The sequence below is a fragment of the Jonesia quinghaiensis DSM 15701 genome (assembly GCF_000423205.1).
Lineage (GTDB): Bacteria > Actinomycetota > Actinomycetes > Actinomycetales > Cellulomonadaceae > Jonesia > Jonesia quinghaiensis.
Genome location: NZ_AUHN01000011.1, coordinates 25,803 through 52,417, shown reverse-complemented (window position 1 = coordinate 52,417; position 26,615 = coordinate 25,803). Strand labels below are relative to the sequence as shown.

Annotated in this window: 26 protein-coding genes and 1 tRNA gene; 9 read left to right on the top strand and 18 right to left on the bottom strand. The window is 57.9% G+C overall.

Annotation, left to right across the window (positions count from 1 at the left end; genetic code table 11):
- The first annotated feature begins 60 nt into the window (after positions 1-60).
- Positions 61-1,053: a UDP-glucose 4-epimerase GalE gene (galE, locus tag G538_RS0111370; RefSeq protein ID WP_029069413.1), complete on the top strand. Its 993-nt coding sequence runs from the start codon at positions 61-63 to the stop codon at positions 1,051-1,053.
- Here galE and G538_RS0111365 read toward each other — a convergent pair.
- The 3 genes from G538_RS0111365 to G538_RS0111355 form a co-directional block, all read right to left on the bottom strand.
- Positions 1,034-1,834 carry a hypothetical protein gene (locus G538_RS0111365; RefSeq protein ID WP_029069412.1) on the bottom strand — a complete coding sequence of 267 codons (801 nt, stop codon included), beginning with the start codon at positions 1,832-1,834 and terminating at the stop codon, positions 1,034-1,036. The genes galE and G538_RS0111365 overlap by 20 nt on opposite strands.
- A gap of 256 nt (positions 1,835-2,090) precedes the next feature.
- Positions 2,091-3,479, bottom strand: a complete 1,389-nt coding sequence (gene pntB, locus G538_RS0111360) for a Re/Si-specific NAD(P)(+) transhydrogenase subunit beta (RefSeq protein WP_029069411.1) — start codon at positions 3,477-3,479, stop codon at positions 2,091-2,093.
- A gap of 2 nt (positions 3,480-3,481) precedes the next feature.
- Complete coding sequence (locus G538_RS0111355; protein ID WP_029069410.1) at positions 3,482-5,062, bottom strand: Re/Si-specific NAD(P)(+) transhydrogenase subunit alpha; 1,581 nt, start codon at positions 5,060-5,062, stop codon at positions 3,482-3,484.
- A gap of 211 nt (positions 5,063-5,273) precedes the next feature.
- Here G538_RS0111355 and G538_RS16460 point away from each other — a divergent pair, with 211 nt between their 5' ends.
- Together G538_RS16460 and G538_RS0111345 are read left to right on the top strand one after the other, a co-directional pair.
- Positions 5,274-5,744 (top strand): MarR family winged helix-turn-helix transcriptional regulator, encoded by a 471-nt coding sequence (locus G538_RS16460; RefSeq protein WP_051197042.1) that lies wholly within the window; start codon positions 5,274-5,276, stop codon positions 5,742-5,744.
- The gene (locus G538_RS0111345) at positions 5,741-6,427 is read left to right on the top strand and encodes an NAD(P)H-dependent oxidoreductase (protein WP_051197040.1); all 687 of its coding nucleotides are present in this window, start codon (positions 5,741-5,743) and stop codon (positions 6,425-6,427) included. Before G538_RS16460 ends, G538_RS0111345 begins: the two co-directional genes overlap by 4 nt.
- On the opposite strand, the gene G538_RS0111340 is transcribed toward G538_RS0111345, so the two are convergent.
- The 6 genes from G538_RS0111340 to G538_RS0111315 all read right to left on the bottom strand — a co-directional run bounded on the left by G538_RS0111340 (position 6,400) and on the right by G538_RS0111315 (position 11,156).
- Positions 6,400-7,374, bottom strand: coding sequence for a calcium/sodium antiporter (locus G538_RS0111340; RefSeq protein ID WP_029069408.1), 975 nt, complete (start codon positions 7,372-7,374; stop codon positions 6,400-6,402). The genes G538_RS0111345 and G538_RS0111340 overlap by 28 nt on opposite strands.
- 206 nt (positions 7,375-7,580) lie before the next feature.
- Positions 7,581-8,498, bottom strand: coding sequence for an ABC transporter substrate-binding protein (locus G538_RS0111335; protein ID WP_157544486.1), 918 nt, complete (start codon positions 8,496-8,498; stop codon positions 7,581-7,583).
- A gap of 36 nt (positions 8,499-8,534) precedes the next feature.
- A complete protein-coding gene (locus G538_RS16455) occupies positions 8,535-9,188 on the bottom strand; it encodes an ABC transporter permease (RefSeq protein WP_035834245.1) in 654 nt (217 codons plus the stop codon).
- Positions 9,172-9,852, bottom strand: coding sequence for an ABC transporter permease (locus tag G538_RS16450; RefSeq protein ID WP_245566856.1), 681 nt, complete (start codon positions 9,850-9,852; stop codon positions 9,172-9,174). Before G538_RS16450 ends, G538_RS16455 begins: the two co-directional genes overlap by 17 nt.
- A 23-nt stretch (positions 9,853-9,875) precedes the next feature.
- Positions 9,876-10,688, bottom strand: a complete 813-nt coding sequence (locus tag G538_RS0111320) for an ABC transporter ATP-binding protein (RefSeq protein WP_029069406.1) — start codon at positions 10,686-10,688, stop codon at positions 9,876-9,878.
- Positions 10,689-10,838: 150 nt separating this feature from the next.
- Positions 10,839-11,156, bottom strand: a complete 318-nt coding sequence (locus G538_RS0111315; RefSeq protein WP_029069405.1) for an ArsR/SmtB family transcription factor — start codon at positions 11,154-11,156, stop codon at positions 10,839-10,841.
- 55 nt (positions 11,157-11,211) lie between these two features.
- Between G538_RS0111315 and G538_RS0111310 the strand changes: the two genes are divergently transcribed.
- Together G538_RS0111310 and G538_RS18055 are read left to right on the top strand one after the other, a co-directional pair.
- The gene (locus G538_RS0111310; protein WP_035834244.1) at positions 11,212-12,252 is read left to right on the top strand and encodes a flavin-containing monooxygenase; all 1,041 of its coding nucleotides are present in this window, start codon (positions 11,212-11,214) and stop codon (positions 12,250-12,252) included.
- A gap of 299 nt (positions 12,253-12,551) precedes the next feature.
- Positions 12,552-12,695 (top strand): hypothetical protein, encoded by a 144-nt coding sequence (locus tag G538_RS18055; RefSeq protein ID WP_157544458.1) that lies wholly within the window; start codon positions 12,552-12,554, stop codon positions 12,693-12,695.
- 963 nt (positions 12,696-13,658) lie between these two features.
- Here the strand turns inward: G538_RS18055 and G538_RS0111300 are convergent.
- The 6 genes from G538_RS0111300 to G538_RS0111275 all read right to left on the bottom strand — a co-directional run bounded on the left by G538_RS0111300 (position 13,659) and on the right by G538_RS0111275 (position 18,959).
- Positions 13,659-13,733: transfer RNA gene (locus tag G538_RS0111300), tRNA-Lys, on the bottom strand.
- 233 nt (positions 13,734-13,966) lie between these two features.
- Positions 13,967-14,779 (bottom strand): glycerophosphodiester phosphodiesterase, encoded by an 813-nt coding sequence (locus G538_RS0111295; RefSeq protein WP_051197038.1) that lies wholly within the window; start codon positions 14,777-14,779, stop codon positions 13,967-13,969.
- Positions 14,776-16,143: an ABC transporter substrate-binding protein gene (locus G538_RS0111290; protein WP_084618352.1), complete on the bottom strand. Its 1,368-nt coding sequence runs from the start codon at positions 16,141-16,143 to the stop codon at positions 14,776-14,778. The genes G538_RS0111295 and G538_RS0111290 overlap by 4 nt, the downstream gene beginning before the upstream one ends.
- Positions 16,144-16,222: 79 nt before the next feature.
- Complete coding sequence (locus tag G538_RS0111285; RefSeq protein ID WP_084618351.1) at positions 16,223-17,101, bottom strand: carbohydrate ABC transporter permease; 879 nt, start codon at positions 17,099-17,101, stop codon at positions 16,223-16,225.
- On the bottom strand, positions 17,101-18,093 hold the full coding sequence (locus G538_RS0111280) for a carbohydrate ABC transporter permease (protein ID WP_029069399.1): 993 nt from the start codon (positions 18,091-18,093) through the stop codon (positions 17,101-17,103). The genes G538_RS0111285 and G538_RS0111280 overlap by 1 nt, the downstream gene beginning before the upstream one ends.
- A 176-nt stretch (positions 18,094-18,269) precedes the next feature.
- On the bottom strand, positions 18,270-18,959 hold the full coding sequence (locus tag G538_RS0111275; RefSeq protein ID WP_029069398.1) for a M50 family metallopeptidase: 690 nt from the start codon (positions 18,957-18,959) through the stop codon (positions 18,270-18,272).
- 113 nt (positions 18,960-19,072) lie between these two features.
- On the opposite strand from G538_RS0111275, the gene msrB reads away from it, so the two are divergent.
- From msrB to G538_RS0111255, 4 genes are all read left to right on the top strand, one after another.
- A complete protein-coding gene (gene msrB / locus G538_RS16445) occupies positions 19,073-19,507 on the top strand; it encodes a peptide-methionine (R)-S-oxide reductase MsrB (RefSeq protein WP_035834243.1) in 435 nt (144 codons plus the stop codon).
- A gap of 51 nt (positions 19,508-19,558) precedes the next feature.
- Positions 19,559-20,170, top strand: coding sequence for a hypothetical protein (locus G538_RS0111265; RefSeq protein ID WP_029069397.1), 612 nt, complete (start codon positions 19,559-19,561; stop codon positions 20,168-20,170).
- Between the two features lie 409 nt (positions 20,171-20,579).
- Positions 20,580-21,200 carry a DUF47 domain-containing protein gene (locus G538_RS0111260; protein ID WP_029069396.1) on the top strand — a complete coding sequence of 207 codons (621 nt, stop codon included), beginning with the start codon at positions 20,580-20,582 and terminating at the stop codon, positions 21,198-21,200.
- A 5-nt stretch (positions 21,201-21,205) separates the two neighbouring features.
- On the top strand, positions 21,206-22,210 hold the full coding sequence (locus tag G538_RS0111255; protein ID WP_029069395.1) for an inorganic phosphate transporter: 1,005 nt from the start codon (positions 21,206-21,208) through the stop codon (positions 22,208-22,210).
- A gap of 37 nt (positions 22,211-22,247) precedes the next feature.
- Here G538_RS0111255 and G538_RS0111250 read toward each other — a convergent pair whose 3' ends face one another.
- From G538_RS0111250 to mshD, 3 genes are read right to left on the bottom strand one after another with little or no spacing between them, the layout of a single operon-like run.
- Complete coding sequence (locus tag G538_RS0111250) at positions 22,248-23,339, bottom strand: NUDIX hydrolase (RefSeq protein WP_029069394.1); 1,092 nt, start codon at positions 23,337-23,339, stop codon at positions 22,248-22,250.
- Positions 23,340-23,342: 3 nt separating this feature from the next.
- Positions 23,343-25,640, bottom strand: a complete 2,298-nt coding sequence (locus tag G538_RS0111245) for an RNA degradosome polyphosphate kinase (RefSeq protein WP_029069393.1) — start codon at positions 25,638-25,640, stop codon at positions 23,343-23,345.
- A 24-nt stretch (positions 25,641-25,664) separates the two neighbouring features.
- Positions 25,665-26,588 (bottom strand): mycothiol synthase, encoded by a 924-nt coding sequence (gene mshD, locus G538_RS0111240; protein WP_029069392.1) that lies wholly within the window; start codon positions 26,586-26,588, stop codon positions 25,665-25,667.
- Positions 26,589-26,615: the final 27 nt, after the last annotated feature.

The following is a 26,615-nucleotide window of genomic DNA, read 5'->3' as shown; positions in this document are numbered from 1 at the left end:
GTTATCTCACCTGGGACTCTAGGCGCGCATCGACACTGATGTCACAGGTAGGCTGGGGGTATGACGATTCTTGTGACAGGTGGAGCAGGCTATATCGGTGCACACGTTGTTCGGCTGCTACAGCAGCAGGGCGACCAGGTCGTGGTGGTGGATAACCTCAGCACGGGCCAGCGTGATCGTGTTGGCGGTGCCCCCATCATTGAGGTCGATATCGCAGAAGACCGCGCAGTAGACCTCATGGTTGATGCGATGCGTGAGCACTCCGTGACAGCAGTGATTCACTTTGCAGCACAAAAGCAAGTGGGTGAGTCTGTGGCTCGCCCTGCGTACTACTACCACCAAAATATTGGCGGGATGGCTAACGTCATTACCGCTATGGAGCGCGCACAGGTTCGTGACTTGGTGTTCTCTTCTTCTGCGGCAACGTATGGCATGCCCCCAACGGCCATTGTTGAAGAAACAGCAGACCCTCGCCCCATCAACCCCTACGGTGAAACAAAGCTTGTTGGTGAGTGGATGGGCCGTGCGGCGGGTAAGGCGTGGGGTTTGCGGTTCGCAGCTCTTCGCTACTTCAACGTTGCGGGCTCCGGGTGGGATGACCTTGGTGACCCGGCCGTTTTGAACCTTGTACCTATGGTTCTTGACCGGATTGCTAACGGCAAGCAACCGCTCATTTTTGGTAATGACTATGACACCCCAGATGGCACCTGCGTACGCGATTACATTCACGTTCTTGATCTCGCTCAGGCGCACATCGACACCTTGACTTACCTTGCTAAGGATGAGCGCCCCTACGACGTGTTTAACGTCGGTACGGGTACCGGTTCCTCGGTGCGTGAAGTGTTGGATGGTTTGGCCCGCGTATCAGGGTTGGCTATTGAACCTGAACTCTTTGAACGCCGCGCGGGCGACCCGCCACACCTGGTTGGTTCCCCTGCCCGGATCAATGAAACCCTCGGGTGGACTGCACAAAATGGCCTTGAGGAGATTTTGACCTCAGCATGGACTGCTTGGCAGACTGGCCCGCGTCGCATCAGCGTCGCTGGAGAGTGAACTGACCTATCCCTGCGGTGTGGCTGACGGTGATCTGTGGTGACCCGTCAGCCTCACTGGTTGGTAGGGATATTTCTTCGCCACTGGTAAACGTGGTTCCGTCAATGTCGGCCTGCCCGTAGCCCACGTTGAATATCACGTTGGGTGTGGCGCCTGCGGGCGCTATGACCGTCACCTGGCCTGCGCCCCCTGATTGTTCGATGTTGATGTCGCGCTCGTGTGGAGTGGTGACTGTCGCTGTGGCGACTGATTCGCTGAGGTGAAGTTCATCAACGTTTAGGGTCGCAAAGTCAGCGGTGAATGTGTCCACGGGGGCGTCGAGGCTGACATTCCATGTCGCGTCTGCGTGCAAGAGGACGGTGATGTGGGACGATCCGGCTTCGTCACCGAGGTCGCTGCGCACCTCGTAGCGTTGTGCGCTAGGTTGGGTGACCAAGGGCAGCGCGGCCCGGTCGTTATCTGAGGTCACCTTAATCATGACGGGTTCTTCGGACGCCCCGCCGTCGCGTGCATCTGCGTCTTGTTCAACGTCACCAGTGTTCGCGGGTTCTTCTGCGGGTAGCGGCAGAACGGTGACTTGAGCTGCTGACCCCAGAATGTGGATGTCTAGTGGGTCAGCGGAGAGCGCTGACCCTGGTGTGGTCAATTGTGTTTCTGCTGCTTGTGGGCCGCTTGGGGTAGTGCTGCAACCTCCAACGGCAAAGAGAACGGCACAAGCGCCCACCAGTGCGGTGATGGCAGGGAAACGTTGCGGGGGTACCGGGTGTGTGGTGTCACGCATGGGTTTACGGTATATGCGTTTGTGCTGGTTAGCGAGGGTGTGAAACGTTTCAGAGTTTGCTGGGATTGTGTGTGAACTCTCAGCGCAGACTTATGCGTTTGCTGAACTGTGACGAGATAATGGAAGCAGAGCCGAGTGCTCTGAGCCATGCACGTGGGTGGGAATCTACGACATGGTGAAGCGCCTGGAACCCCTTGGGAATGGGTTTCCAGGCGCTTCTTTGTTGTCTGCCTATTGTGTGCCGGGTGTGCCGTTTTTACAGGGCTTTGACAATGTCTTCCACGCGTTCTTTGGCATCTCCAAACAGCATGGAGGTGTTCTCTTTGAAGAACAGTGGGTTTTGCACTCCGGCGTACCCCACAGCCATGGACCGTTTGAACACGATGACGTGTTTTGCCCGCCACACTTCAATGACAGGCATTCCTGCAATAGGTGAGGTGGGGTCGTCTTGGGCGGCAGGGTTCACCGTGTCGTTGGCGCCAATAACGAGCACAACATCGGTGTTGTCCATGCGGTCGTTGACTTCTTCAAGTTCTTCGACGATGTCGTAGGGAACTTTCGCTTCAGCGAGGAGCACGTTCATGTGGCCGGGTAGGCGCCCTGCGACTGGGTGCACACCAAACCGCACGTCGATGCCTTGGGCACGTAGTTTGGAGGTGAGCTCAGCGACCGGGTATTGGGCGCGGGCTACGGCCATGCCGTACCCAGGGGTGATGATGACGCGTTTGGCTTCTTTGAGGAGTTGAGCGGCATCGGGGGCAGTTACTTCTTGGTGTTCGCCTTCGACAACTGCACCTGTTCCACCGCCGCTGGTGTCACCAAATCCGCCAGCGATCACGGACAGGAATTTGCGGTTCATTGCTTTGCACATGATGTACGACAAAATCGCACCGGATGAACCCACGAGTGCACCGGTAATGATGAGTAGGTCGTTGGAGAGCATGAATCCGGCTGCTGCTGCTGCCCACCCGGAGTAGGAGTTCAGCATCGACACAACGACGGGCATGTCTCCGCCGCCGATGGCGACCACCATGTGCCACCCAACGAATAGTGCGATGGCGGTCATGATGAGGAGCGGCCAGATGCTTGGCGCGGCCATGAACCACACCATGAGCCCCAGTGAGGCAATGATGGCGATGAGGTTGAGTAGGTGGCGCCCTGGAAGCAGCACCGGTGATGATTTCACCTTGGCGGAGAGTTTGAGGTAGGCAACTACTGACCCGGTGAAGGTGATCGCACCGATGAACACACCGAGGAATACTTCCACCATGTGTACCGGGTCGTGGGTGGTGTCTGCGAGGTAGGAGTTGAACCCCACCAAAACCGCGGCGAGACCCACAAAGGAGTGCAAAATTGCGATCATCTCAGGCATCTGAGTCATCTCAACTTTGCGTGCCCGGGTTAAACCAATGACGGCACCTGTTCCCAGTGCCAACGCAATGAGGAGCGCTGTGACCAGGGGTGGGCGTTGCGATTGGATGAGAGCAAGTACCACGGTGGCAGCCAGTGCCAGGGTCATACCAACTTTGCCGGCAAGGTTCCCAGCGCGTGCTGTTTCTTGGCGGGCGAGGCCAGCGAGTGACCCAATGAAGCAGATTCCGGCAACGACGTAGGTCCCGGCGACGAACTGTGTGAGTGTCTCCACGGTCAGGACTCCTTCTGGAACATGGCGAGCATCCGGGACGCGACGTGGAATCCACCGAAGATGTTGATGGATGCCACCGCGGCGGCAATCATCGCGATGACGGTGATGACAATGTTGTCGCTACCGATTTGGAGGAGCGAACCCACGAGGATGATTCCGGAAATCGCGTTGGTTTGCGCCATGAGCGGGGTGTGTAGGGAGTGGGTGACTCCCAAGATCACGTAGAACCCGACAATAACTGCGAGCACAAACACGGTCATGTGCCCAGCGAACGCGACGGGGGAGACGGTGATTGCGCCAATGAGGATGGCTGCCCCCGCCAAAATACCGATGAGGTTTTTGGTTTTCTTCGGCAACCCGGGGCGTGGTGTCAGGGCTGCTGCGTTGTCGGCGCTAGCGGCTGCGGGGTCGCTGGCGGATGCGCCTGCGGCAGTCGCATCGGCGGGTGGGGCGGGTGCGGCAGAGACCTGGATGGGCGGTGGTGGCCAGTAAATGTCACCGCCGTGGGTGACGGTGATTCCGCGCAGGATGACGTCGTCAAGGTTGAGAACGGTCGCGCCATCTTTCCCCGGCGTGAGCAGTTTGAACAAATTGACGATGTTCGTGCCGTAGAGCTGGGACGTGTGCTTGGGCATCCGGCCGGGTAGGTCGGTGTAACCGATGATGGTTACGCCGTTGTCGGTGACCACTTTGGTGCCGGGAACGGTGAGTTCACAGTTCCCGCCGCCTTGCGCGGCCAGGTCAACAATGACCGATCCGGGGCGCATTGCTGCGACCATGTCAGCGGTGATGGTGATGGGCGCTTTTCCGCGGATCAACGCGGTTGTGACGACGATGTCTGCGAGGGCAGATTGCTCAGCGTAAACCTTCGCGGTGGCAGCGGCCTGGTCATCGGAGAGTTCTTTGGCGTAACCATCAGCTGATTCTTGTGCGGCAGCTTCAACGCGCACAAAAGTAGCACCCATGGATTCGATTTGTTCGGCGGCGTCTGCCCGAACATCGTAGGCGTGTACGTCAGCGCCGAGGCTTCCAGCTGCGCCAAGTGCGGCTAGACCAGCTACACCTGCACCGATAACAAAAACGCGGGCAGGTTTCGTGGACCCAGCGGCGGTGACTTGGCCTGCGAACATGCCGGGGTATTCTTCGGCGGCCTCAATGATGCCACGGTAACCCGACACGTTGGACATGGTAGATAGGACGTCGAGCGCTTGGGCGCGGGAGATGCGGGGAACGGAGAGCAGGTTTAGTGCTGTGTTGTTCCGTGTTTGTAGTTCTGCAACGACGTCAGGTTCGTCGTCGGGTTGCATGCGGGTGATCAGGGTGGCGCCGTCGCGCAGGAGCGCGCGGTGGGTGGCGTCGGGTTGGTCGACGGTGATGACGATGTCCGAGCCCCAGGTTTCGGCGGCCTCGGTTACTGTTGCGCCGACGTCAAGGAAACTGGAGTCGGGAATGTTTGCTCCCAGGCCTGCTCCTGTTTCGACGACGACGTCGTAGCCCAGCGTGATCAGTTGTTGGACGGTTTGGGGGGTGGCGGCGATGAGCCGCTGGTCGGGCGACACTTCACGGGGTACACCTATGCGCACGTGCTCGCTCCCTCGTTGTTTGCGGTTGGGTTGCTCTCTTTGTATCCCGGTTGTCGCAGGTTCGCAGGGGACTGTAGTCCCCGTGGCCTGTGGGCTGGGGAAAATTCGTGGGCGAGAATCCCAGGGGGTGAGATCGCGGCACGATTGGGTGGCACAAAGAAAAGTGTTAACAGGTTGACAACCTAGGTTGTTAACAGGTTAACATCATCGTGTGGATACCTCACCCCCCATACAGCCCTACCAACAACACATCACCGTGGCACTGCACCACCTCGTCACCGTGATCGACGAATACGCCGATGCCTGGCTGCGAAACCGCTTCAACATCACCTTCAACCAGTACCACGCCATCGCCGTACTTTTCGACGAAGAACCCACAGACGTCACCGGCCTAGCGCACTGCCTCGGGGTATCCAAAGCGGCAGTATCAAAACGCCTCCCTGCGCTCGCAGCGGCAGGCTACCTCAGCACTGCAGCAGACCCGCACCATGCCCGTCGGGTCGTCATCACCCTCACCGACCAAGGGCGGCGCATCGTCGAAGAAGCAGCCCCACAACTAGACGGCATGTTCCGCGACCTGCTCGCAGAAACCGGAATCAACATCGGCGCACTCCACGCAGACCTCGCCACCATGATTTCCACGTTGGAAACCAAAATAGCCACCGAAAGGACCACCCCATGACAATGCCAGCTCCCCGCACCCCAGAGGCGGGCAGAATCCTCGTCATCATCGGACACCCACGCGAAGGCTCACTCAACCACAGCCTGGCCCAGCGGTATATACAAACGCTGCGCGACAACGGCCATCAAGAGCGCGACATCGACGTCATTGACCTAGCCCACCAAACACCCGAGCTCCACCCCGAACTGCAACACCTACGAGCCCAAGGCGGAGAAACCTCTCACCTGACTGAACAGCAACAACAATGGATCGACTCCGTGCAAACGGCCCGTCACATTGTGGTGTTCTTCCCCCAGTGGTGGGGCACCTACCCCGGAGTTCTCAAAGGCTTCTTCGACCTGACATTTCTCTCCGGGGTTGCGTTCCTCCACGACAAAACCATCCCACAGGCGCTGCTGAAGGGGCGTACCGCGCGCATCGTCATGACGATGGATTCCCCACGCTGGTGGAACCGCATCATGTACCGCAACGCAGCAGAAACGTCACTGAAAATAGCGATCTTCCGCTACGTGGGAATCCGTGTCACCGGCATCACACGGCTCACTCCCGTGCGCACCTCCACAGACCAAGGGCGCAAGCGCTGGCTCGACACCATCACCAAACAAGCACTCCGCGACATGCGTGCCCTACCGAAGCCAGCAGCAACACCAGCGCCTCAGCCAAACGCAGTGGCAACCAAGTAAGTCATGTAAACGAGGTACGCGACAACAAGCAAGCCTCCCTCGAAACGGTTGATCCGCCCACCCCTACCGCGGCGGAACCCATAACCCACAACAAAGAGGGACAGCGTCAACGCAGCCATCACCGGCAGGTCGCGGCTCAACACCTCCGGGTCGGCGGTAATAGGGCGAATGGCCCCAGCAATACCCACCACGGCGAGTGTATTAAACAGGTTTGACCCCAGCACGTTACCCAAAGCGATCTCATGCTCACCTTTACGCGCAGCAATGACCGAAGACGCAAGTTCTGGTAGAGACGTCCCCAACGCAACAATCGTCAACCCGATGAAGAGATCGCTCAACCCTGCGGCTTGGGCGATCTCTACTGCGCCCCACACCAAAGCACGCGAACTCACCACCAGCAGCAACAGCCCCACAATCAGCCACATGACAGAACGTTTCAGGGGCATCGGGTGCGAAACCAGGTCAGCATCGGTGGTGCTACCCAACGAATCCTCCCCCTTACGCAACCCACGCCAAATCGACCACGCCATGACAGCGGCAAAGGCAACAAGCAGCACCACTGCGTCACGAGTACTCAACTCGCCATCACGAAGCAACCAGGCAGCAAGAGCTGTTACCCCCACCAACAGGGGCAGTTCACTACGCAACACCTTAGAGCGCACCGCAATGGGACTGATCAGAGCGGTGATACCCAAAATGAGGGCGATGTTCGTGATGTTTGAACCAAAAGCGTTACCTAAAGCAAGCCCAGGGTTACCCCCGGCCGCTGCAAACGCTGACACCACAATTTCTGGAGCGGAGGTGCCAAAACCAACAATCACCATCCCAATAAGCAGAGACGGCACATTCACGTGTTTAGCTGTGGCTGCGGCCCCTTCAACAAAGCGTTCAGCACTCCACACCAAGAGCGCCAACCCAGCAACAACAGCAATGACAGCCAACGCCATGAGACCCCTCGGCAGTAGTTTTTGTCAGAATATTAAACGGAGCCAACGGGTGATGCGAGGGGTTGACAGAGAACGCACAAGGGCCCGTCTGCTCAACCAGACGGGCCCTTGAACGAGTGCAGTCACTGACCACACTTCCCAGATTCATCAACAGTACATCACGCGTTCACCCGATGGGAAGATGCTTTTCTACCCGGATAAAGGGATCAACTCACCATGCCTGTGTCCGCGAGCCAATCCGCCGCGATAGTGGCAGCAGGGGACTGATCAGTCACTGAACGCGCATTGAGTTCCCGCAAAATTTCAGGGGTCATCGCCGCTGAAATGCTGTTGATAATCGCTTGCGCATCGGCATCAACGCGCTCTGACGCCACAGGAACCACGTGCGATGCGAGGAACAACCCCTCAGGGTCCTCCAACGTCACCAGGTTATTTGTGTCAATGGAAGGGTCCGCGGTGTAAATCACGGCAAGTTGGATGTCCCCGTCTTGCAGCGCCTTAACCGTCAAAGGGCCACCGCCGTCTTCAATGGGTGTGAAACCCACGTCAACGCCGTAGTACTCCTTGAGCCCATCGGGACCATTAGGACGAGACTCAAGCTCAGAGTTAGCCCCCAGGGTGATGTCCTGCGTGACATTCGCCAAATCTGCAATGGTCGTCAGGTCATACTCATCAGCGAACTCCTGCGTGACGACATAAGAATCCTGGTCAGTGGCAGGCGACTGATCCAAAATGCTCACGCCCTGTGGTGCCGCCGTAACCAACGCATCGTACACATCATCCATCAACCGAGCCTCAGTGTCAGGCTCCCAGAACTGCAACAACGGGCCAGTGTACTCAGGGAACAAGTCAATGGACCCGTCCTCAATCTCACCCACATAAATCTCACGCTGCCCGATGCGGTACTCGCGCTGCACCGAGTAATCCTCAGCTTCCAGCGCTTGAGCGTAAATTTCCGCAATGATCTCTGAGGAATAGTAATCCTGCGACCCAATCACCAACTCCTCACTACCACCACCAGTACCTGCAGTGTTGTCAGCCGAAGGGTCAGCATCAATGGTGTCGCTACTGCCACACGCTGCGAGCGTCAGTGTCGCCACAGCGGCCACCGCACCAAAAGTCATGCGTTGTTTCACAGTCAATCTCCTTAAGTCACGTTGTCATCGGTGGCGCACAGAAAATCTCTGAGCAACCGCGAAAAGCGCATCCACCACCAGGGCCACCACCACAACAAGCAGCGACCCTGCGATCAATAGCGGGTAATCGTTCGCCTTTAAACCCGCAAAAATGTACCGGCCTAAACCGGTGTTCGACGTATAAGCCGCCAACGTAGCCGTCGCAATGACCTGCAATGTTGCCGAGCGCACCCCACCAAGCAGCACAGGGGTCGCCAACGGCAACTGAACCTGCGCTAACACCTGGCGAGAAGACATACCCACTGCGCGCGCCGCCCCCGTCACCGACGGTTGAACGGTCGCGATCCCCGAATACGCGGCATTCAACACAGGAGGAATAGCCAACACCACCAGCGCCACAACCGGCGCAACCAAACCGATGCCCAACGCCAACGCCGCAAGCGTCAACAAACCCAGTGTCGGCAACGCACGTGCCGCGCCCGCAATGCCCACAATCAAGTCACCACCGCGCCCACGATGCCCAGCCCACACCCCAATAGGCATCGCCAAAAGGCACGCAAGCGCCACCACAATCGCGGTCACCATCAAGTGCTCACCAAGGCGTGCAGTGATCCCAGTGGGGCCAGCCCAATTACCACCATCAGCCAACCACACCAACGCTTCACGCAGCAGATCCATCAGTCCCCCTTAACGACTGTGCCTGCACGCGGCGGGCAAGGCGCCGCGACCGCCGAGGAGTAGTGGCGCGCCACGGCATAGCCGCCGCACCCGCCACCGCAACAAGCCGGTCCAACAACCAACCCAACGCCACCACCACAACAATGCCGGTGATTACCTCAGCGGTGATACCCCGTTGAAAACCGTCAGTAAACAACAAACCAAGGCTCGGCACCCCAATGACAGCACCCACCGTAATCAAGCTGATCGTTGAGGCAAGAACAACACGCAACGCTGACACAAGCACCGGAGAGGCCAACGGCAACTCCACTGACCAAAACCGGCGCCACCGCGTAACGCCCATAGCGTCAGACGCATCGAGAATCCGCGGCGGCAACGTATCAAACGCATCCAAAGTGGACCGCCAAATCACCGCAACACCGTACAGTGTCAACACGATCACCACGTTCGTGGTGGACCGCAAAGGGACTCCCACCAGCACGGGGACCATCATGAACAACGCCAACGACGGAACCGCGTACAACGAGTTGGTAAACACCACTGCAACCGCCCGCAGCCAGCGGTTTGTCATGGATAAACGCGCAAGTGGCACCGCGAATAAGACAGTGAGCACCGTGATTTGAACTGTCATCCACAGGTGATCAAGCGTCAAATCAATCACCATCGGCCAGTTCTGTGACAGCCACTTCACGCGCGAACCCGCCCAATAAACCGGCCAGACCCATCCGTCACCAAGGCGCGCCCACCACGGTCCACCACATGCAAGTCACGGGCACCATCACTCAAGCCCAGCAAATCAGCCACAAAATCGTCAGCCGGGTTGGTAAGGAGTTCCTCGGGGGTTGCGTACTGGGCCACACTGCCACCAGTACGCAACACCACAATCTGATCAGCCAGGGAAAACGCCTCATCAACATCGTGAGTCACCAGCAGCACCGTTTTACCAAGTTCGCTCTGCAACCTACGCGTTTGCGCCTGTAATTCCCGGCGAATCATCGGGTCCACCGCGCCAAACGGCTCATCCATCAACATCACATCAGCTTCACCCACCAATGCCCGGGCCACCCCAACACGTTGCTGCTGACCACCAGACAACTGGTGGGGAAAACGCGACCCCAACTCAGCATCCAACCCCACCAACGTAAGCATGCGCTGAGCCCGTTCCCGTGCATCGGCCTTCGACGCGCCATTAAGGCGAGCAACCAACGCCACGTTATCTAAGACCCGCTTGTGTGGAAGGAGCCCACCCTCCTGGAGCACGTACCCAATGGAGCGGCGCAACGTCACCGGGTTGATCTGTGAAATATCGCGGTCACCCACCGTGATACGCCCCGAATCGGGGTCAACCAAACGGTTCACCATGCGCAACAGGGTGGTTTTCCCCGCACCAGATGGCCCCAATAGCGCCACAGTAGAACCCGCAGGCACCGTGAAGGACACATCAAGGGCAGCGGTGGTGCCGTTTGGGTAAGTTTTATTGACGTTCTCAAAAGTGATCATCGCGCGCTCTCGGGGCTGGTGAGCAAGGGTGCTTTAAGCCTTAGTGATGCGCGGTGAGCCTGCAACATTTACGGCAGACATCACACTGCTCAACCACGAGCTCAATGCATGGCTGTGCTGGGATTTTGGTAATTATCTCCGAGCGTTTAGTTAGTCAGCCGTGTCGGTTGTAGGTGGGCAGCATGCTGAGAGATAGGCGCTGAGTGTTTTCAGGTGGGCGCCGATTGATGTTGGGTCGGCTTGGTAGAGCACCTGTTTACCGTGGCGGGTGGAGGTGACGAGGCCGCCTTGTTTGAGGATTGCTAGTTGTTCGGATGCTGTGGAGAATCCGATGCCGCATCGTTTGGCGATGTCGCCAACAGTGAGCGTGTTGCCGGTGGCGAGTTCTTGCACAATGTGCTGCCTCGTTTCGCTCGCCAACGCTTTGAGGAAGGACTGAGTTTCTGCCGGAAACAATGGGTCACTCATACCATCTACTCTAGTCAGTATTCGTCATTTCGGGAAATAACGATACGATGTGGCAATGCACAACACAACAACAGACACCCTGGTTATCGGTGCCGGCCAATCCGGGCTCGCCACCGCCCACCACCTCAAAAACCGAGGCATAGACCACGTAGTCATTGACTCTTCCCCAAAACCAGGCGGATCGTGGCCCCACTACTACGACTCACTCACACTGTTTTCTCCCGCGCGGTTCTCCGCGCTACCGGGTCTACCTTTCCCAGGAAACCCTGAACGCTACCCACATCGAGATGAGGTCGTGGATTACCTCACCGAATACACTGACCGACTTGCCACAGACATCCGGTACGGGCATCGCGTCGTGTCCATAACGAGCGCTGACAGTGAGCTGATTGCCGCAACCGCTGAGCACGAAATCCAAGCCCGGCGAGTGATCGTAGCTAGCGGAAGTTTTACCAACCCTCATATACCGAGCCTGCATGGGGTCGAATCATTCACAGGGCAAGTCCTCCATGCTGCGCAATACCGCACCCCACAAACTTTCGCAGGTACCCGGGTTGCGGTTGTGGGGGCGGGGAACTCAGCAATCCAGATCGCGGCCGAACTCGCTGCAGTTAGTGACGTTTCCGTATATTCGCGACAGCCAATCCGCTGGCAGCGTCAGCGATTTGCAGGGCGTGATCTGCACTGGTGGCTCACTTACAGTGGCGTCGATCGTTCTCGCATCGCCGCTCGTTTTCTTGCGCAAGCTGTTCCTGTGCTCGATGACGGTCGCTACCGCGCGTTCTTCGACCAGGGGACTGTCGCCTGGCACCCAATGTTTACGCGCATCGAAGGCGAAGACCTCATAGGCGCTGATGGGCACCGGCGCAGCGTTGATGTGCTGCTTTTCGCCACCGGGTACAGACCACATGTGCCGTTCCTTGACGGGACACCAGCCGTTGATGCCGTGGGCAAAGTCCTTCACCGAGGTGGAGTGTCTACGACGATGCCAGGGATGGGTTTCGTCGGGTTGGAACACCAGCGTTCGCACGCCTCCGCAACGTTGCGCGGCGTGGGTCGTGATGCCGATGCTGTGATCCGTCGGCTTTTGCCCTAACGGTCAGACACCTTGCTAGCTCCATACATGTGCTGCCAACTGTCTTCCATCGCGAGTTCGTGGTTTAACCCGTGAGTTCGTGGTTCCCAACCACGAACTCACGCTGCCTGGGACGAAGTCGCTGCGAAACCACGAGCTCGCGGGTTGGCGGGGGTGAGGAAATGCGGGAGCATACGAAGCGTGGTGCTGGCTGTGTGATGGCACTTGGTAATAATGATGCGCAATTTCTACAGGCGGACGGCGTACCGTATGAACAATCATCGGCGAATATGGCAATCCGAAAATGCTATTCTTTCCGCATGAACAGCCGCTATGATCCCAGCGATCTCCTCGTCTACGGCGCCGAGGACGACGAAGAGATGGACATGATCTTGTGCGCGCTCGATAAGGCAATGGATGACGAGTTTGACGGGGCTACGAAACTGTCACGTGATGGCAAATGAGAGACAGATCCCCTTTGGCAAAGCGCTTCGTTTCAGGAATCTAGACTAAGTAGACCAGCCTGCATCAGCGCCTATCCGTGTTTTCAAGATCGTAAAGTGAATTCCATCGGAATGGCGAAAAGATCCAGAGAGTGAGTGCCCCCACGCCTTAGTTACATTCGTGTCGCTTGCGCAAGAGCGGAAAGGGAGAGCCCGCTTAGTCCTAGTATCGACTAAATGTGTTGTTGCCGCACGACAAGCTGATGGTCTTCAGGCTTTGATCGCTACATGTTGCAAGATGAGGCAAGTTCGCGCTAAAGCCGCCTAAGTGCGTTTAAATGCACGAAAAGCCGTGTAAGCCGCTACTGAAATCCCGAGTAGGGCAATTATTATCACCGGAATCCCGAACATTGCTTGCGAAGTGCAGTCATTTACTTCAATAGTGGAAGCCGTATCTTCACACGTTCCAGATCTCCAACTGGCTGCCACCGCTATCGTCAATACGATGAAGAAAGTCGCAATGAGCCACTTCCAATTCATCTGCGGCGGCCATCGACGAATACTCCCCATGGGCACATTCTAATCATTTTGGTTCGAGGAGTTTGCGATCGGTTGTCAACGCCTGAGAGTAGCTTGCGAAATGCACCTGCCGTACAGCTTGACGGTTGTCTACTCTTCCTCCACCTTCTTATCGCAGCCCCTCCCCACCGCCCGCTTTTCCATGTGGCATGTTTTGGCACTGAGTGGCCTGTTTAGGACATGCCACATTGTCCTCAAACATGCCACATGCTGGTGTGGGTGTGGTGGGGGATACCGGAGCTTACGATGCGTGGGCAGGGCAATCTTGAGGTGGACGGGGTGTGTCAGAAAGATCCTGAATCTGCGCCCCAGTTTTGCCCCAATGTGGCTGCAGTGACCCGTCAAATGCAACCGAGAACAACAAAGCGGGCCTGACGTTTTTGCACGTCAGGCCCGCTTTTCCGATGGTGCCTCCTCTGGGGCTCGAACCCAGGACCCGCGGATTAAAAGTCCGATGCTCTACCACTGAGCTAAAGAGGCAACACATTCAGTTGTTGACGCGAATTAACCGAGCGGTTAACAGCGTCGTGGTTGCGGCGAGCCGCTACCAGTTATCTAGGATACGCAATGATCGCCGATTCGCGTAATCAGACTACCCCAGTTGTGACCAGTGCCTCAGTTTTTTCTGTCTTGCTGGCGTTTAATCGCTGGTCAGAGGGGGCTTGGGTGGTCTGGTGCAGTTGCGTTCTGCTCCTACACCAGACCGTTAGGACCTAGACCAACCCGCGCCCGGCGTACCACCCGGTTAGGGCATCGGGCCGGTCGGTGATGATCCCATCAACACCCAACTCCACTAGGCGCTCCCACTGCGTGGGGCTATTGGCGGTCCACACCATGGTGGACATGCCCGCCTCGTGGATGCGCTGCACAATTTCGGGGTGGGCTAGCACGTACTCAACGTACGGGTTCACCGTGTACACCCCAGCTGCTGCGCACTGATCTAACAGCCCGTCGAATTCTTCGACGCACAGCACACCGCGCCGCGATTGTGGGGCAATCGCGTGTTGCGCAGTGATCGATACCCTTGAGAAGCTCTGCAAAATTGTGCGGTCTGCAATGCCATGCTCATTGACGATATCCACGACTCCTGCGGTGGCTTGCTCGTCCCAGTCCCCCTTGAATTCAAGGAGGACTTCAACACTTGGGTGCTGCGCGAGGTGGTGAGCAAACTGTGCAAAAGTGGGCACTTGGGCTCCTGCGAACGCAGGGTCGAACCAGCTTCCTGCATCGAGGGCGGCGATTTCCTCTGCGAGGTAGTCACTCACTTTCCCGGCGCCGTTGGTGGTGGCATCGAGTGTCTCGTCATGAATGATCATGGGCACGCCGTCACGGGAGCGCACGATGTCGAGTTCGATGCTCCCGCACCCTGCCCGGATCGCAGATGCGAACGCGGCGAGGGTGTTTTCCGGGGTTACTGATCGGTTGCCCCGGTGAGCGATGATCTGCGGTACACCGCCGGCAGCACTACCGCCGGCAGCTCCAGCACCATCAATGAGATCATCGGGGTTGGTGGGGGTGTTGGTCACAGGTAGGGCTCCACGTTCTCGGAGAATGCTTGCTCAAGGCGTGGGGTGATTGCCGCCCACGCTTCCTCGGCTGGGGTGTTGTTCAACACTATCTGTTCGATGCCGTCGGTGAGGATTTGGTCGCCTGATGGCACGAATACGCGTGCCCAGTCTTGGGTTTGAGTGCGTTCAAGTTGGTCGATAGCAACCCGGTAGAGGGGGATTTCTTCGTAGAGGGCAGTCATGGTTTCTCCGGTGGTTGCGGAGGTGCGCACGGGCACATAACCGGTTGATTTGGAGAAGAACGCTGTGTTGTCTGCGTTGGTCATGAAGGCCAGGAATTGTGCGGCGGCGAGTTGTTGTTCTGGTGTGCGTGACGATGGGATGGCTAGGCCGGTTCCGCCGGTGGGGACGCCGGGGCCGTTGGGGCCGTCGGGGAGGAATGATGCGCCTAGTTCGAAAGGGGCAGCTTCTAGTAGCCCGGCGAGGGAACCTGTGGAGCCGATGAGGCAGCCGAAGTATCCGGCAGCGAAGTCGGCGTTGGTGTCGTTACCAACGGATGCGAATTTTTTCTCGTTGTACAGTGAGCGCACCCATTCACCGGCTTCAATGGCTTCTGGTGTGTTGAGGGTGACGTCCCATTCGCGGGAGAATGATGCGCCGCGTCCCCACATGATGTTTGACATCCACCAAGCGGACCAGGATGGGCCAATGGCCAACCCGAGTGGTGCGCCGTCTGAGGGGAGGTGTTCGCTGAGCTTTGGTGCCCATTCTTCGAATTCTGCCCAAGTTTCGGGGCCGCGGTCGGGGAGCCCGGCCTTCGCGAAGACCTCTTTGTTGTAGTAGAACAGCGGTGTGGAGCGGGCGTATGGTGCCGCGTAGTGCTGCCCTTCGAATTCGTAGTCACTGTAGAGGGTGGGGTTGAAGTCCGCGACGTCGGCTTTGAGGTGCTCAAACACGCCGTCGAGCGGCATGATTTGGCCGTTGAGGAAGTATCGGAACCACCACACGTCGGATGCGATAACAAGGTCTGGGAGGGAGTCGGTGCCTGAGGCTGCTTGGAAGCGTTGGGCGACTTCGTCGTAGCTTGCCCCTGCGGTGACGAGTTTAACGGTGATACCGGTTTCAGCGGTGAAGCGTGAGATGAGTTCTTCTTCGGCTTCTTTGGATGCGCCTGGGTGGTTGGACCACCAGGTGATTTCTTTGGCTGGGGTGATGCTTGACCAGTCAACGTCGCTGGTTTGGTTGTTGCTGCGTTCTTCTCCAGTTGCGGGGCCGGAGCAAGCGGCTAGGGCGATGCCCAGGGCACCAAGGCCTGATGCTTGGAGGATGGAACGGCGGGATACCTGCATGTCAACAATTTTTCCAAAGGCAGAACGAGACACAGTTTCTCCTTGTTAGGGGTGGTGTTGGCAGGCGGTTGCCTGCCGGGGGATGGGTAAGTTTTTTGCCAGCGCGTTGCACCTAGCCGGTGACGGCACCGGCGGTGAGTCCGTCAACGAGGCGGCGCTGCAAAATCAGGAACATGACGAGCACGGGCAGTGTCACCAGGACGGTCGCTGCCATGAGGACGCCCCAGTTGTTCATGCCGTCGATGTCTTGGAGCAGGGTGAGCCCCAGTGGCAGGGTCATCATGTCGGCGTTGTCGATGACGAGGAATGGCCAGAGGTATTCGTTCCATTCCGCGACGATCGACACGAGCGCTACGGCTGAGATGGTTGGCCAGGACATGGGGACAACGAATCGCCAGAGTCGGCGCCAGTGTCCTGCTCCGTCTAGTTGTGCGGCTTCCAGGATTGATACCGGCACGGTGAGGAAGTGTTGACGGAAGAGGAAGGTACCGAAGGCGCTGGCTAGTCCTGGTATGAGGATGCCTTGGTAGGTGTTGAGCCACCCCAGTGATGCCACGAGCGTGTAGTTGGGGATGATCGTGATTTGTTGGGGGACGAGCAGGGTGAACAGCACGATAGCGAACACGGTTTTTTTGAAGGGGAAGGGCAGGAACACGAGCGCGTAGGCGCAGGTGAGTCCGAGAAGGATTTTGAGTCCTGCGCCTAGTGCCGTCAGGAGGAGTGAGTTGGCGAAGAGCCTGCCTAGTGGTAGCCGGTCACCAACGGTTGCGTAGTTATCTGCGTTGATGGTTTGGGGTAACCATTGCAGGGGGACGGTGGTGAGTTCGCTGGGTTGTTTCATGCTGGCTGCGAACATCCAGACCAGGGGCACCGCCATCACGAGTACCGCGATGATGAGCGTGAGGTAGCTGCTGGCATCGAGCAAGGTGAAACGTTGGCGTTGTTGACGCACCGGAAGGTTGAGGTGGTCGGGTTGGGTGATCGCGGCCATCAGTAGTGCACCTTCTTTTCAACGAACTTCAACTGAATGAGCGTGATCACGAGGAGCACAATGAACAGCACGGTTGCTACTGCTGAGGCGTACCCGGCCCGGCCGTTGACGAAGCTCTCTTGGTAGATCTGGTACATCAGTGTGGTGGTGGACCCGAGGGGTCCGCCTTGGGTCATGGCGTGGATGAGGTCGAATGACTGTAGTGACGCCAGCAGTGTGGTGATGAGGAGGAAGAATGTGGTGGGCCCGAGCAGGGGGAGCACGATGGAGCGTAGTGTCCGCCACCGTCCTGCGCCGTCGAGGGCTGCTGCGTCTCGTACTTCTTGGCTGATGCCTTGTAGGCCAGCAAGGTAAATGAGCGCCACGTAGCCGAGGTGTTTCCACAGGTAGACGATGATGAGCATGACCATCGCCCAGGGTGAGGAGTTGTACCAGTCGGGTGAGGTGATCCCTACGGCGCTGAGCAGTGTGCCCAGTAGCCCGTAGCGTGGGTCGAAGATGTAAAGCCACAACATGCCGACCGCGATGCCGGACAGGACGTACGGCGCGAATGCGACGGTCCGTGCAATGGAGCGGCCGCGGATGCGCTGGTTCAACAGGAGCGCTAGGCCAAGTCCAAGGACAAGTGCCCCGCCAACAGTGGCCAGGGTGAACACGAGGGTGTTCCCTGCAACCTGCGCGGTTTTGCTGCTGGTGAAGAACTGAATGTAGTTGTCGAATCCCACAAATCGTGCGGTGGGGGAGCCGATGTTCCATTGCAGTGTCGAGTAGTAGAAACTCTCGATCAGTGGTTTGTAGGTAAAGATCAGCAGCAGCGCCAGGTTGGGGCCGGCGAGCAGGAGGAATGCTAGGTATTGACGCCAGAGCCTCCACCGGAATGTACCGGGTGACCGGCGGACCTCAGACGGTGGCCGGGTGGTCCGGTTGGTGTCTGTGAGGGTGACCGGCGTGGCAGGCGCGGGTGTGCTGTCTACTAAGACAGGGGTTGCCATCGTCGTTTCTCTTCCCAATTGTGGAGGGGATTACGTCCACAGACTAGGGTGCGAGAACGGGGTGAAAATAGTGATCAGGGCTGTTTTTGGGCAGTGTTAGCCAAGTGTTTCGTAGCGCGTCACGTCACAAAGGGTGAGTATTCACTGCGTCACGGTCGCTTCATGTGTCGGCTACCTCAGCCAAGGAGTAGCCATACACCTGCCACGGTGCAGCCCACGGTGATGAGGAAGAACCCGGCAACCCACAGTGGTGCGGGTAGCCAGGTAATGTGGCCGAGCATGTCTGCGTCGGTTGAACGTGCCCCACGGGCCCGTGAACGGCCTAGCTCGATGACTGCCCGCACTGAACCGATGGTGAGCAGTGAGGCGAGGAGGGTGCCGATCCATACGTGGATTTCTGGTGGGCCGAACCAGGTTGCTGCGCCTATGACGGCACCGGTAGCGAGGAGTACCCACGCACCGAACCAGTTGCGGATTTTCATGAGCATAGCGACGAGGACGAGGACAAAACCCCACACCCAGATCATGGTGTACCCCAGTGATACGAGCCAGGCTCCTAGTAGACCTACTACTGCGGGGGCGGTGTAGCCTGAAGCTGCGGTGAGGATCATGCCGAATCCGCGTGGTTTCCCTCGGCTGACGGTGAGCCCTGAGGTGTCTGAGTGCAGGCGAATTCCGGAGAGTTCTCGCCCTGCGAGGAGTGCCATGAATGCGTGTCCACCTTCGTGGACGATCGTCACGATGTGTCGTAGTGTGCGCCACAGCGGGTGCCAGCTCAGTGCGATAACGAGTGCAACGAGCAGGATGATCAGGTGCGTGCGCTCGAGTGTTGCGACGGGCTCGAGAAGATCGTCGGGGAAAGTCATAAGATGGTGAGTCCTGTTCGTGCAGCGCAGACAGTCAAGCGGGCATAACTATGGTGGCACGCTTGTTGTCTCCATGACGCATCATCCACGACATCCGGTGAAGGGGTTTACCGATGACTTACCGAATCTCCAGAAGCGACGCGGATTGGAAAGCGCGACTTAGTGATGTTGAGTTTGCCGTGTTGCGGCAAGCGGGCACTGAACGGCCTTTCACGGGGGCGTTGCTTAATGAGGACCGCACCGGGAAATATGTGTGCCGCGGGTGTGATGCGCAGTTGTTTACTGCGGCCACGAAGTTCGATGCTCATTGTGGGTGGCCAAGTTTCTTTGACCCAGCCAGTAATGATGCTGTTGAACTGCGAGAAGACGCTTCTATGGGGATGGTGCGCACTGAGGTGCTGTGTGCTGCGTGTGGGTCTCACTTGGGGCATGTTTTTGATGATGCTCCGTGGACTCCAACAGGGCAGCGGTATTGCATGAACTCGGTGAGTTTGCGGTTTATCCCTGATGACGCTGAGGCTGCTACGACACCCGGTCAAGGGGCCTAAATGGGGCAGCGTTGGTTACCTGCGGCGGGGCGCCCTAGGCGTCCCGCGAGCATGGATCACAGTGAAGCTGCGGCCATCCCTGGGGGTTATGACCCGGCAGAATATGGCGAGCTTGCCCATATGACTGCTGCGGCGATTGTGGATCAGGCCCACGCTGATGCCGCACCAGACGTCATTGACCGTCTTGTGCGTCTGGTAGAGCGTGAAGGCATTGAGGCAGTGGCTGGCATGTGGTCTGACTCTCCTGCGAACACGCTGCCGGGGGCACTGTGGCGGTTGTACATGTTGCGTGAGTGGGTCAAAGACAGCCCTGACCTGATGGCCGTGCATTACCGGCAGGGGCGTAACGTCGCCGATGTCGCCCACGCGATTGCGGGGGCGGTTGATCCACCCTCACCGAGTGACTTGTTGACGTTGGCTGATGTTGTGCTGTCTGGTGCTTTTACCGGCGCTGTCGATGTTGCGCTATCGCGCGCATCGGCGTTCTGTCGGGTTGTGTCGCTGGGGGCAGTGTCGCAGGCCGATGATGCTGACCTTCAGGGGGCGTCGGACACTGGAACGGCCACAGCACGCCAGTTGGTCCGGGTAGCGCGGCGTACTCAAGATTTGGCGGACGACTTTGACGAGGCTGCGTCGTTGGCCCGTGTGGGTCGCCTTGATTAAGTGACACAAGTGCACGCGATCCAGTGTGGTGGCGTGATTTATCCCATGCCCGATGCGTCATTCTAGGGGTGGCGCCGGGTGGCAGTGGGTGGGTAGCATGGTCCTTCGAACGTCGGGCTGCGGTAGCCCCGGGCTCCAATTTCAGCCGCTTCGAGCGGCCTCGCGCCGAGAGGCGCTCCCGGTCCGGCGTTCTTTTTCTTTGCTCCGCCGCGCGGGTTGTGTGGTGTTGAGCGTGTCCCACTGAGGTGAAGCCCGAAAATCCGCCATTTACACCTGTGAGTTAGCGGGTGTGTGAACTTTGTGTGACCGATGGCTGTGACGGATTGAAAATCCTGCCCTAATCTTATTCAGGGATGTCCTGTGTGACTGTCCCTCCCGTCATATCTTTCTTTGTTCAACGGAGTCTGCCGTGCGCCTGCGCTTCACACCGCGCGATACATCGTTTTTTGATCTACTCGCCGAACTTGCTGGGCACCTTGTTGTCGGTGCAAATCTCCTTGGTGAAATCCTTGGGGCATCAAAGCCTGACCGTAAAGCACTGGGGAAGAAAATCAGCGAAGCGGAAAGCAACGCTGATGATGTGGCGCACACAATCATGCGCCAGTTGAACTCCACGTTTGTTACCCCATTGGACCGGGATGACATTGCGGGGCTGGCATCTGCGTTGGATGACTGCATGGATTACATGGAGGAAGCTGCAGATCTCATCGTGTTGTACAAACTTGAAGAGATCCCACGCAAAGTGTCTGACCAGATTTCTATCCTTCAACGGTGTTCTGAGTTGACAGCTGAGGCGATGCCTCGGTTACGCCAGATGAATGATCTGTCGGAGTACTGGGTAGAGATCAACCGGTTAGAGAACCAAGCCGACAAAGCGCATCGTAAGTTGTTGGCGCAAATGTTTGATGAGGTGCAAGACCCTATTCAGTTGATGAAGCTGAAAGAGGTTGTTGAAACCTTGGAACACGCAGCTGACGCGTTTGAGAAGGTCGCGAACATGGTGGAAACTATCGCGCTCAAGGAGTCCTGAGACTCGTGGAGTTCGCTCTAGTTGTTCTTGTGGTGGTGCTCGCCCTGAGCTTCGATTACACCAACGGTTTTCATGATGCTGCGAATGCTATTGCTACCTCCGTGTCGACGAGGGCTTTAACCCCGCGTGCTGCACTGATTTTGGCGGCGGTCATGAACTTTGTGGGGGCCCTTTTGGGGACCGAAGTCGCTGAGACTATCGCTAATGAGATTGTTGACCTGCAGGGCTCTGATAATCATCTTGCCCTGTTGGTGATTATGGCCGGGCTGATTGGCGCCATTACCTGGAACCTCATCACGTGGTGGTTTGGTTTACCCTCGTCATCAACGCATGCGTTGATTGGTGGTTTGGTGGGTGCTGGCGTTGCTGCTTCCGCAGGTGTTCACTGGGACGCTGTGGTGGAAAAAGTTGTTCTGCCAATGTTTTTGTCCCCGTTGGTGGGGTTCACTCTCGCATTTTTCGTCATGATCGCGGTGTTGTGGATTTTCCGGCGGGCTTCTCCGTCGAAGACCACGCGGCGTTTCCGTATCGCTCAGACAGCCTCGGCAGCAGCGATGGCTTTAGGTCATGGGTTGCAAGATGCACAAAAAACGATGGGTGTCATTTATATGGCGCTACTGACCGTGGGGTGGGCTAGTGCCGATGAGGGCATCCCATTGTGGGTAAAACTTGCGGCTGCTGCAGCGATTTCGTTAGGTACGTACTCGGGTGGGTGGCGCATTATGCGAACCCTGGGTAGGCGCATCATTGAGCTTGACCCAGCACGTGGTTTCGTTGCGGAGTCTGTTTCGGCGATCGTGTTGTATTTCAACGCGTTTGTGTTGCACGCACCCGTGTCTACGACGCACACCATCACGACCGCGATTATGGGTGTTGGTGCGACCCGCCGCCTATCTGCGGTGCGGTGGGGTGTTGCAAAGTCGATCGCTATTGCGTGGGTTCTCACTCTTCCAGCGGCAGCGACTGTTGCCGCCGCCTTCTACGGCATTTTCCATCTTATTTTCGGCTAGCGCGGTCAGGGGCTAACCCCTGACCGCACTCGTTCGTTTAGGTGACGTCAGGCCGTACCCGTTCAATTCCAACGATCCGCGCCCCCGTTGTGCGGAGTACTCGAATTGGTTTTGATGAATCGTCGTGAGGGAAGTTGTTTGCGACGTGGGCGATAAGTACCTCACCGGTGCCAAGGTATGGGTCCTTGTTGGGGAATGCTGAGGCGATCTTTTTGTCTGCAGAGGCTTTACCCATCGCCGCGAACAGGGTGGGCAACACGGGGCGGTGTGAACACAGAACCGCGGGTTCTTCGTGTTCGAGGAGTTCCCGCACTGCGTTCACCACTGATTCTGGGTCACGTTCGTGGCTGGCTTCAGTGAGGCTATCGAGTTCTTTTGCTTTGACCCGGGCAGCTTCTTCGTAGGGGCGCATGGTTAACGTGCATCGTGCCCAGCGGCTGGTGACGACGCTGGTGACCCCAAATGCGGACAGCACAGGCACGAGCGCCCAGGATTGCCCAAACCCTAAGGGCGTCAGTGGGCGGTCACCTTCAGTACCGAACCATGCTGAGCGCGCTAAGGCCTTGCCGTGCCGGGCGATTGCAACCACGTGTGAATGGAGCCGGCCCTCAGTGTGTGCCTGTTCTAGGGCTCGCAGTGGCGTTTGGTCAGCGGCACGGGTGAGTTTCTTATAGGCCTCTTTGAGGGGAAACCAGGCTGATTCGTCAACTTCACGGCTGTCCACGTCACCAACGGGTGCTCGTGCGGCCAGCGCTCCGTTGCCTTTTTTGACGATTCGCCCAGCCCAGTAGTGGACCCGTTTGAGGTCCCCTTCGGGGGTAATGTATTGCAGCCCTGGCAGGGGGATGCCGAGCACGATGTCTCGGCCGGTTTCTTCTTTCACCTCGCGTACGGCGGTGCAGGGCAGGGCTTCGCCGGGGTCGCGTTTCCCTTTTGGCCATGACCAGTCGTCGTAGCGGGGGCGGTGTATGAGGAGAACCTGGAGGGTTCCTTCTTTTTCACGCCAGATCAATGATCCTGCGCATTCGATGACTGGCGCGGTTGATCGTGGTTCTACGGCTACGCCTAGGGCGCCGTGAACTCTCCCGCCGGTTACTTTGGAGTGCGGGGTTCGTCGTGGAGTGGGCACGTTTTATTGTCCCAGAGTCAAACGTTGACGTTGTCGGGCAATGAGTTCATGTTGCAGGTCGCTGAGGGGGGTGCCTTCTTCGTTGAGGTGGCGTCGCTCCCAGGTGTCGTCGGATAGCAGGTGCCATGAGGAGATGTCGTCGGCCATGGATCGGTCGATGAGTTGGATGAGGCCGTTGACTTGCCGTTCGTTGGACACGGAGACGAGTGCTTCAACACGGCGAGTGAGGTTGCGGTGCATGAGGTCAGCGGACCCGATGAAGACATCGGGCAAACCGGGGATGTGCACGGAGCCGGGCAGTGAGTGTTCTGAGCCTGGTGCGGAACCGAGGGAGTTCGCGAACGCAAAAATGCGGGAGTGTTCGAGGTAGCGGCCAAGGATTGAGCGAACACGAATGTTGTCAGAGAGGCCTGGTACTCCTGGGCGTAGTGCGCAGATGCCGCGTACTACGAGGTCAACGGTCACACCGGCTTGGGATGCCCGGTAGAGGGCGTCAATAGTTTGTTCGTCAACGATGGAGTTGACTTTCATTTTTATCCAGGCTGGTTGCCCTTGTTGTGCTGCCAGTGTTTCACGTTCGATGCGGGCTATCAGGCCGGATCGGACGCTGCGGGGGGCAACGAGGAGGCGGTGAAATCGTGATTGTGGTGCGTACCCGGAGAGTTGGTTGAACAGGCGGGTGAGGTCTTGTCCGACATCGGGATCGCAGGTGAGTAACCCGAGGTCGGTGTAGGCGCGCGCTGTTTTGGGGTTGTAGTTCCCCGTACCGATGTGGCAGTAGCGGCGTAGTCCGTCGGCTTCTTGGCGAACGACGAGGGACAGTTTGCAGTGGGTTTTCAGTCCCACAATGCCGTATACCACGTGCACACCAGCGCGTTCGAGCTTGCGCGCCCAGGAAATGTTGTTTTGTTCATCGAAGCGGGCCTTGATTTCGACCAGTGCAAGGACTTGTTTACCGGCTTCCGCAGCGTCGATGAGGGCGTCCACGATAGGGGAGTCACCCGAGGTGCGATACAGGGTTTGTTTGATTGCCAGGACGTGAGGGTCTGACGCTGCTTGTTCGAGGAAGCTTTGCACCGAGGTGGAGAACGAGTCATACGGGTGGTTCAGCAACACGTCGTGGCGTTTGATGGCCCCGAAAATGTCTGATGGGGTCGCTGATTCGACGTCGGCGAGTTGGCGTGAGGTAGTGGGGACAAACGCTGGGTAGTGCAGGTCAGCTCGGTCCAGATCAGCAATAAGGTTCACACCAGTGAGGTCTAGGGGCGCTTGGAGGATGTATACCTCGTCGTTGGTGATGCGAAGTTCACGCACCAGCAGTTCTCGGATTCTCCCGGTGATGCCTTTCGCGACTTCGAGGCGCACTGGCGGGCCGAAGCGGCGGCGCAGCAGTTCCTTTTCCATTGCTTTGAGGAGGTTCTCGGCGTCGTCTTCTTCGACTTCGACATCTTCGTTTCGGGTGACCCGGAATGTGTGATATTCCATGACGTCCATGCCAGGGAACAGGTAGTGCAGGTGGTGGGCGATGATCTCTTCTAGCGGCACAAACGAGGTGGGTTCCACGGTGTGAGAGTCAGGCGCTGAAGGGCGGCCCTTGGCGTCAACAGCAATGAAGCGGGGCAGAAGGGGCGGAACCTTCACGCGAGCGAAGTGTTCTTTGTCGGTTGTGGGGTTACGTAAAAGCACCGCAAGGTTGAGTGACAACCCTGAAATGTAGGGGAATGGGTGCGCTGGGTCCACGGCTAGTGGCGTGAGCACGGGGAAGATTTGTTTGCGGAAGAACTTGTGGAGGCGGTCTTGTTCTTGCGGTGAGAGTTCCTCCCACCGCACGATGGTGATGCCTTCTTCAGCCAGGGCTGGTTGAAGTGTTTTGTGGAATAGGCGTGCGTGGCGTTCCATGAGTTCGCCGGTGCGTTGGGAGATCGCATCAAGTGTTTGACGCGGTGTCATCCCTGAGGCAGATGTGACGGCCAAACCGGTTGCGATGCGGCGTTTGAGCCCAGCCACCCGAACCATGAAGTATTCGTCAAGGTTGGAGGCGAAGATTGCGGCGAACCGTACACGTTCCAGCAGGGGCACGTGCTCGTCTTCTGCGAGGTTCAGCACGCGTTCGTTGAACGCTAGCCAACTGAGTTCCCGATCAACGAACCGTCCCTCCGGCAACGGTTCAATGCCATCAGCGGCGATTTCGGGGATATCAGCTATGTGCTCGGCGATGTGCGCAGCAAGGTCGTCATCGAGTGGGGCGGCACTGGGGGGCGTGACAAGGACATCGGGCTGCTCGGCGGCACGTTCAGTCATGTCTCCATGGTGCCATTAATTGTCTTATCCTTGCTCGCGTTCAGGTCTGATCTTCGCAAAATTAACGTGGTGTTCAACAGGTGAGAAGCCCAAGCGTTGGTAGACGGTCATTGCGGCGGCATTGTCACCCTCCACATACAGCGTCATGCTGGTGTACCCGAGGCGGGTTGCATGGTCAACGGCGTAAGCAGAGAGGAATGAACCGTAACCGCGCCCCTGGCTCTCTGGGTGGACACCAATGACATACAGTTCGATGTCCGATGCCCCTGGTTCTGCTTTGAGCCAGACAAACCCGTGAATAGCGTAGGGGTCATCAGCAGGGCACAGCAGGAAAAACAAACTGGCATCGAACCACGGCTGAGCCATGCGGTGGTTCAAGTCATGCAGCGTGATGTCGCCTTGTTCAGGGTGCCACGAGAACGCTTGCGCGTTCGTGGCAAGCCAAGCGGTGACGTCATGAGGCGGGTTGAACTCTCGGATGACCATCCCATCAGGGATGTGCGCGTCAATGGGAGTGTCCAAGGGGCGTTGCAATACTGCGAGCGTACGAGCTGGTGAATACCCAGCCCTGGTGAAAGCGGCACGCGCATCAGGGTCATCGCCGTGCAACCACGGGCGCACACCAACCTCGTGATCTGCTGCGACAAGTTCAGCTTCCTCAAGGAAACGGTGAATACGGTGCGCACGGTGCTCACCGCGCGCCGTGACTTCAAAGGAGCCACCAGTTTCCGGGGTGACATCAAGCTGACCGTAACCGGTGACAACCCCGCCATGGGTGTCCATGAAGTGCACAACGCGTGCACGCGGGTCACGAAGGTTAAAAAGGGGTTGTTCTGAAAGTGGTGCCGTCCCCAGTTCCTGCGTCATCGCAGCAACAAGTTCAAGAACACCACTGGCCGCATCATCTGTGAGGGGGCCGCTGGTTGACGTCAAAAGGACCGCTGACATACCGCCATTCCACCACACAAGGCGGCA

Excerpts from the sequence above, each read along its gene's own strand:
- galE (WP_029069413.1), top strand. The coding sequence starts at position 61 with ATGACGATTCTTGTGACAGGTGGAGCAGGCTATATCGGTGCACACGTT.
- G538_RS0111365 (WP_029069412.1), bottom strand. The coding sequence starts at position 1,834 with ATGCGTGACACCACACACCCGGTACCCCCGCAACGTTTCCCTGCCATC.
- G538_RS0111345 (WP_051197040.1), top strand. The coding sequence starts at position 5,741 with ATGACAATGCCAGCTCCCCGCACCCCAGAGGCGGGCAGAATCCTCGTC.
- G538_RS0111340 (WP_029069408.1), bottom strand. The coding sequence starts at position 7,374 with ATGGCGTTGGCTGTCATTGCTGTTGTTGCTGGGTTGGCGCTCTTGGTG.
- G538_RS0111335 (WP_157544486.1), bottom strand. The coding sequence starts at position 8,498 with ATGACTTTTGGTGCGGTGGCCGCTGTGGCGACACTGACGCTCGCAGCG.
- G538_RS16455 (WP_035834245.1), bottom strand. The coding sequence starts at position 9,188 with ATGGATCTGCTGCGTGAAGCGTTGGTGTGGTTGGCTGATGGTGGTAAT.
- G538_RS16450 (WP_245566856.1), bottom strand. The coding sequence starts at position 9,852 with ATGGTGATTGATTTGACGCTTGATCACCTGTGGATGACAGTTCAAATC.
- G538_RS0111320 (WP_029069406.1), bottom strand. The coding sequence starts at position 10,688 with ATGATCACTTTTGAGAACGTCAATAAAACTTACCCAAACGGCACCACC.
- G538_RS0111315 (WP_029069405.1), bottom strand. The coding sequence starts at position 11,156 with ATGAGTGACCCATTGTTTCCGGCAGAAACTCAGTCCTTCCTCAAAGCG.
- G538_RS0111310 (WP_035834244.1), top strand. The coding sequence starts at position 11,212 with ATGCACAACACAACAACAGACACCCTGGTTATCGGTGCCGGCCAATCC.
- G538_RS18055 (WP_157544458.1), top strand. The coding sequence starts at position 12,552 with ATGAACAGCCGCTATGATCCCAGCGATCTCCTCGTCTACGGCGCCGAG.
- G538_RS0111285 (WP_084618351.1), bottom strand. The coding sequence starts at position 17,101 with ATGGCCGCGATCACCCAACCCGACCACCTCAACCTTCCGGTGCGTCAA.
- G538_RS0111280 (WP_029069399.1), bottom strand. The coding sequence starts at position 18,093 with ATGGCAACCCCTGTCTTAGTAGACAGCACACCCGCGCCTGCCACGCCG.
- G538_RS0111275 (WP_029069398.1), bottom strand. The coding sequence starts at position 18,959 with ATGACTTTCCCCGACGATCTTCTCGAGCCCGTCGCAACACTCGAGCGC.
- msrB (WP_035834243.1), top strand. The coding sequence starts at position 19,073 with ATGACTTACCGAATCTCCAGAAGCGACGCGGATTGGAAAGCGCGACTT.
- G538_RS0111265 (WP_029069397.1), top strand. The coding sequence starts at position 19,559 with ATGGATCACAGTGAAGCTGCGGCCATCCCTGGGGGTTATGACCCGGCA.
- G538_RS0111245 (WP_029069393.1), bottom strand. The coding sequence starts at position 25,640 with ATGACTGAACGTGCCGCCGAGCAGCCCGATGTCCTTGTCACGCCCCCC.
- mshD (WP_029069392.1), bottom strand. The coding sequence starts at position 26,588 with ATGTCAGCGGTCCTTTTGACGTCAACCAGCGGCCCCCTCACAGATGAT.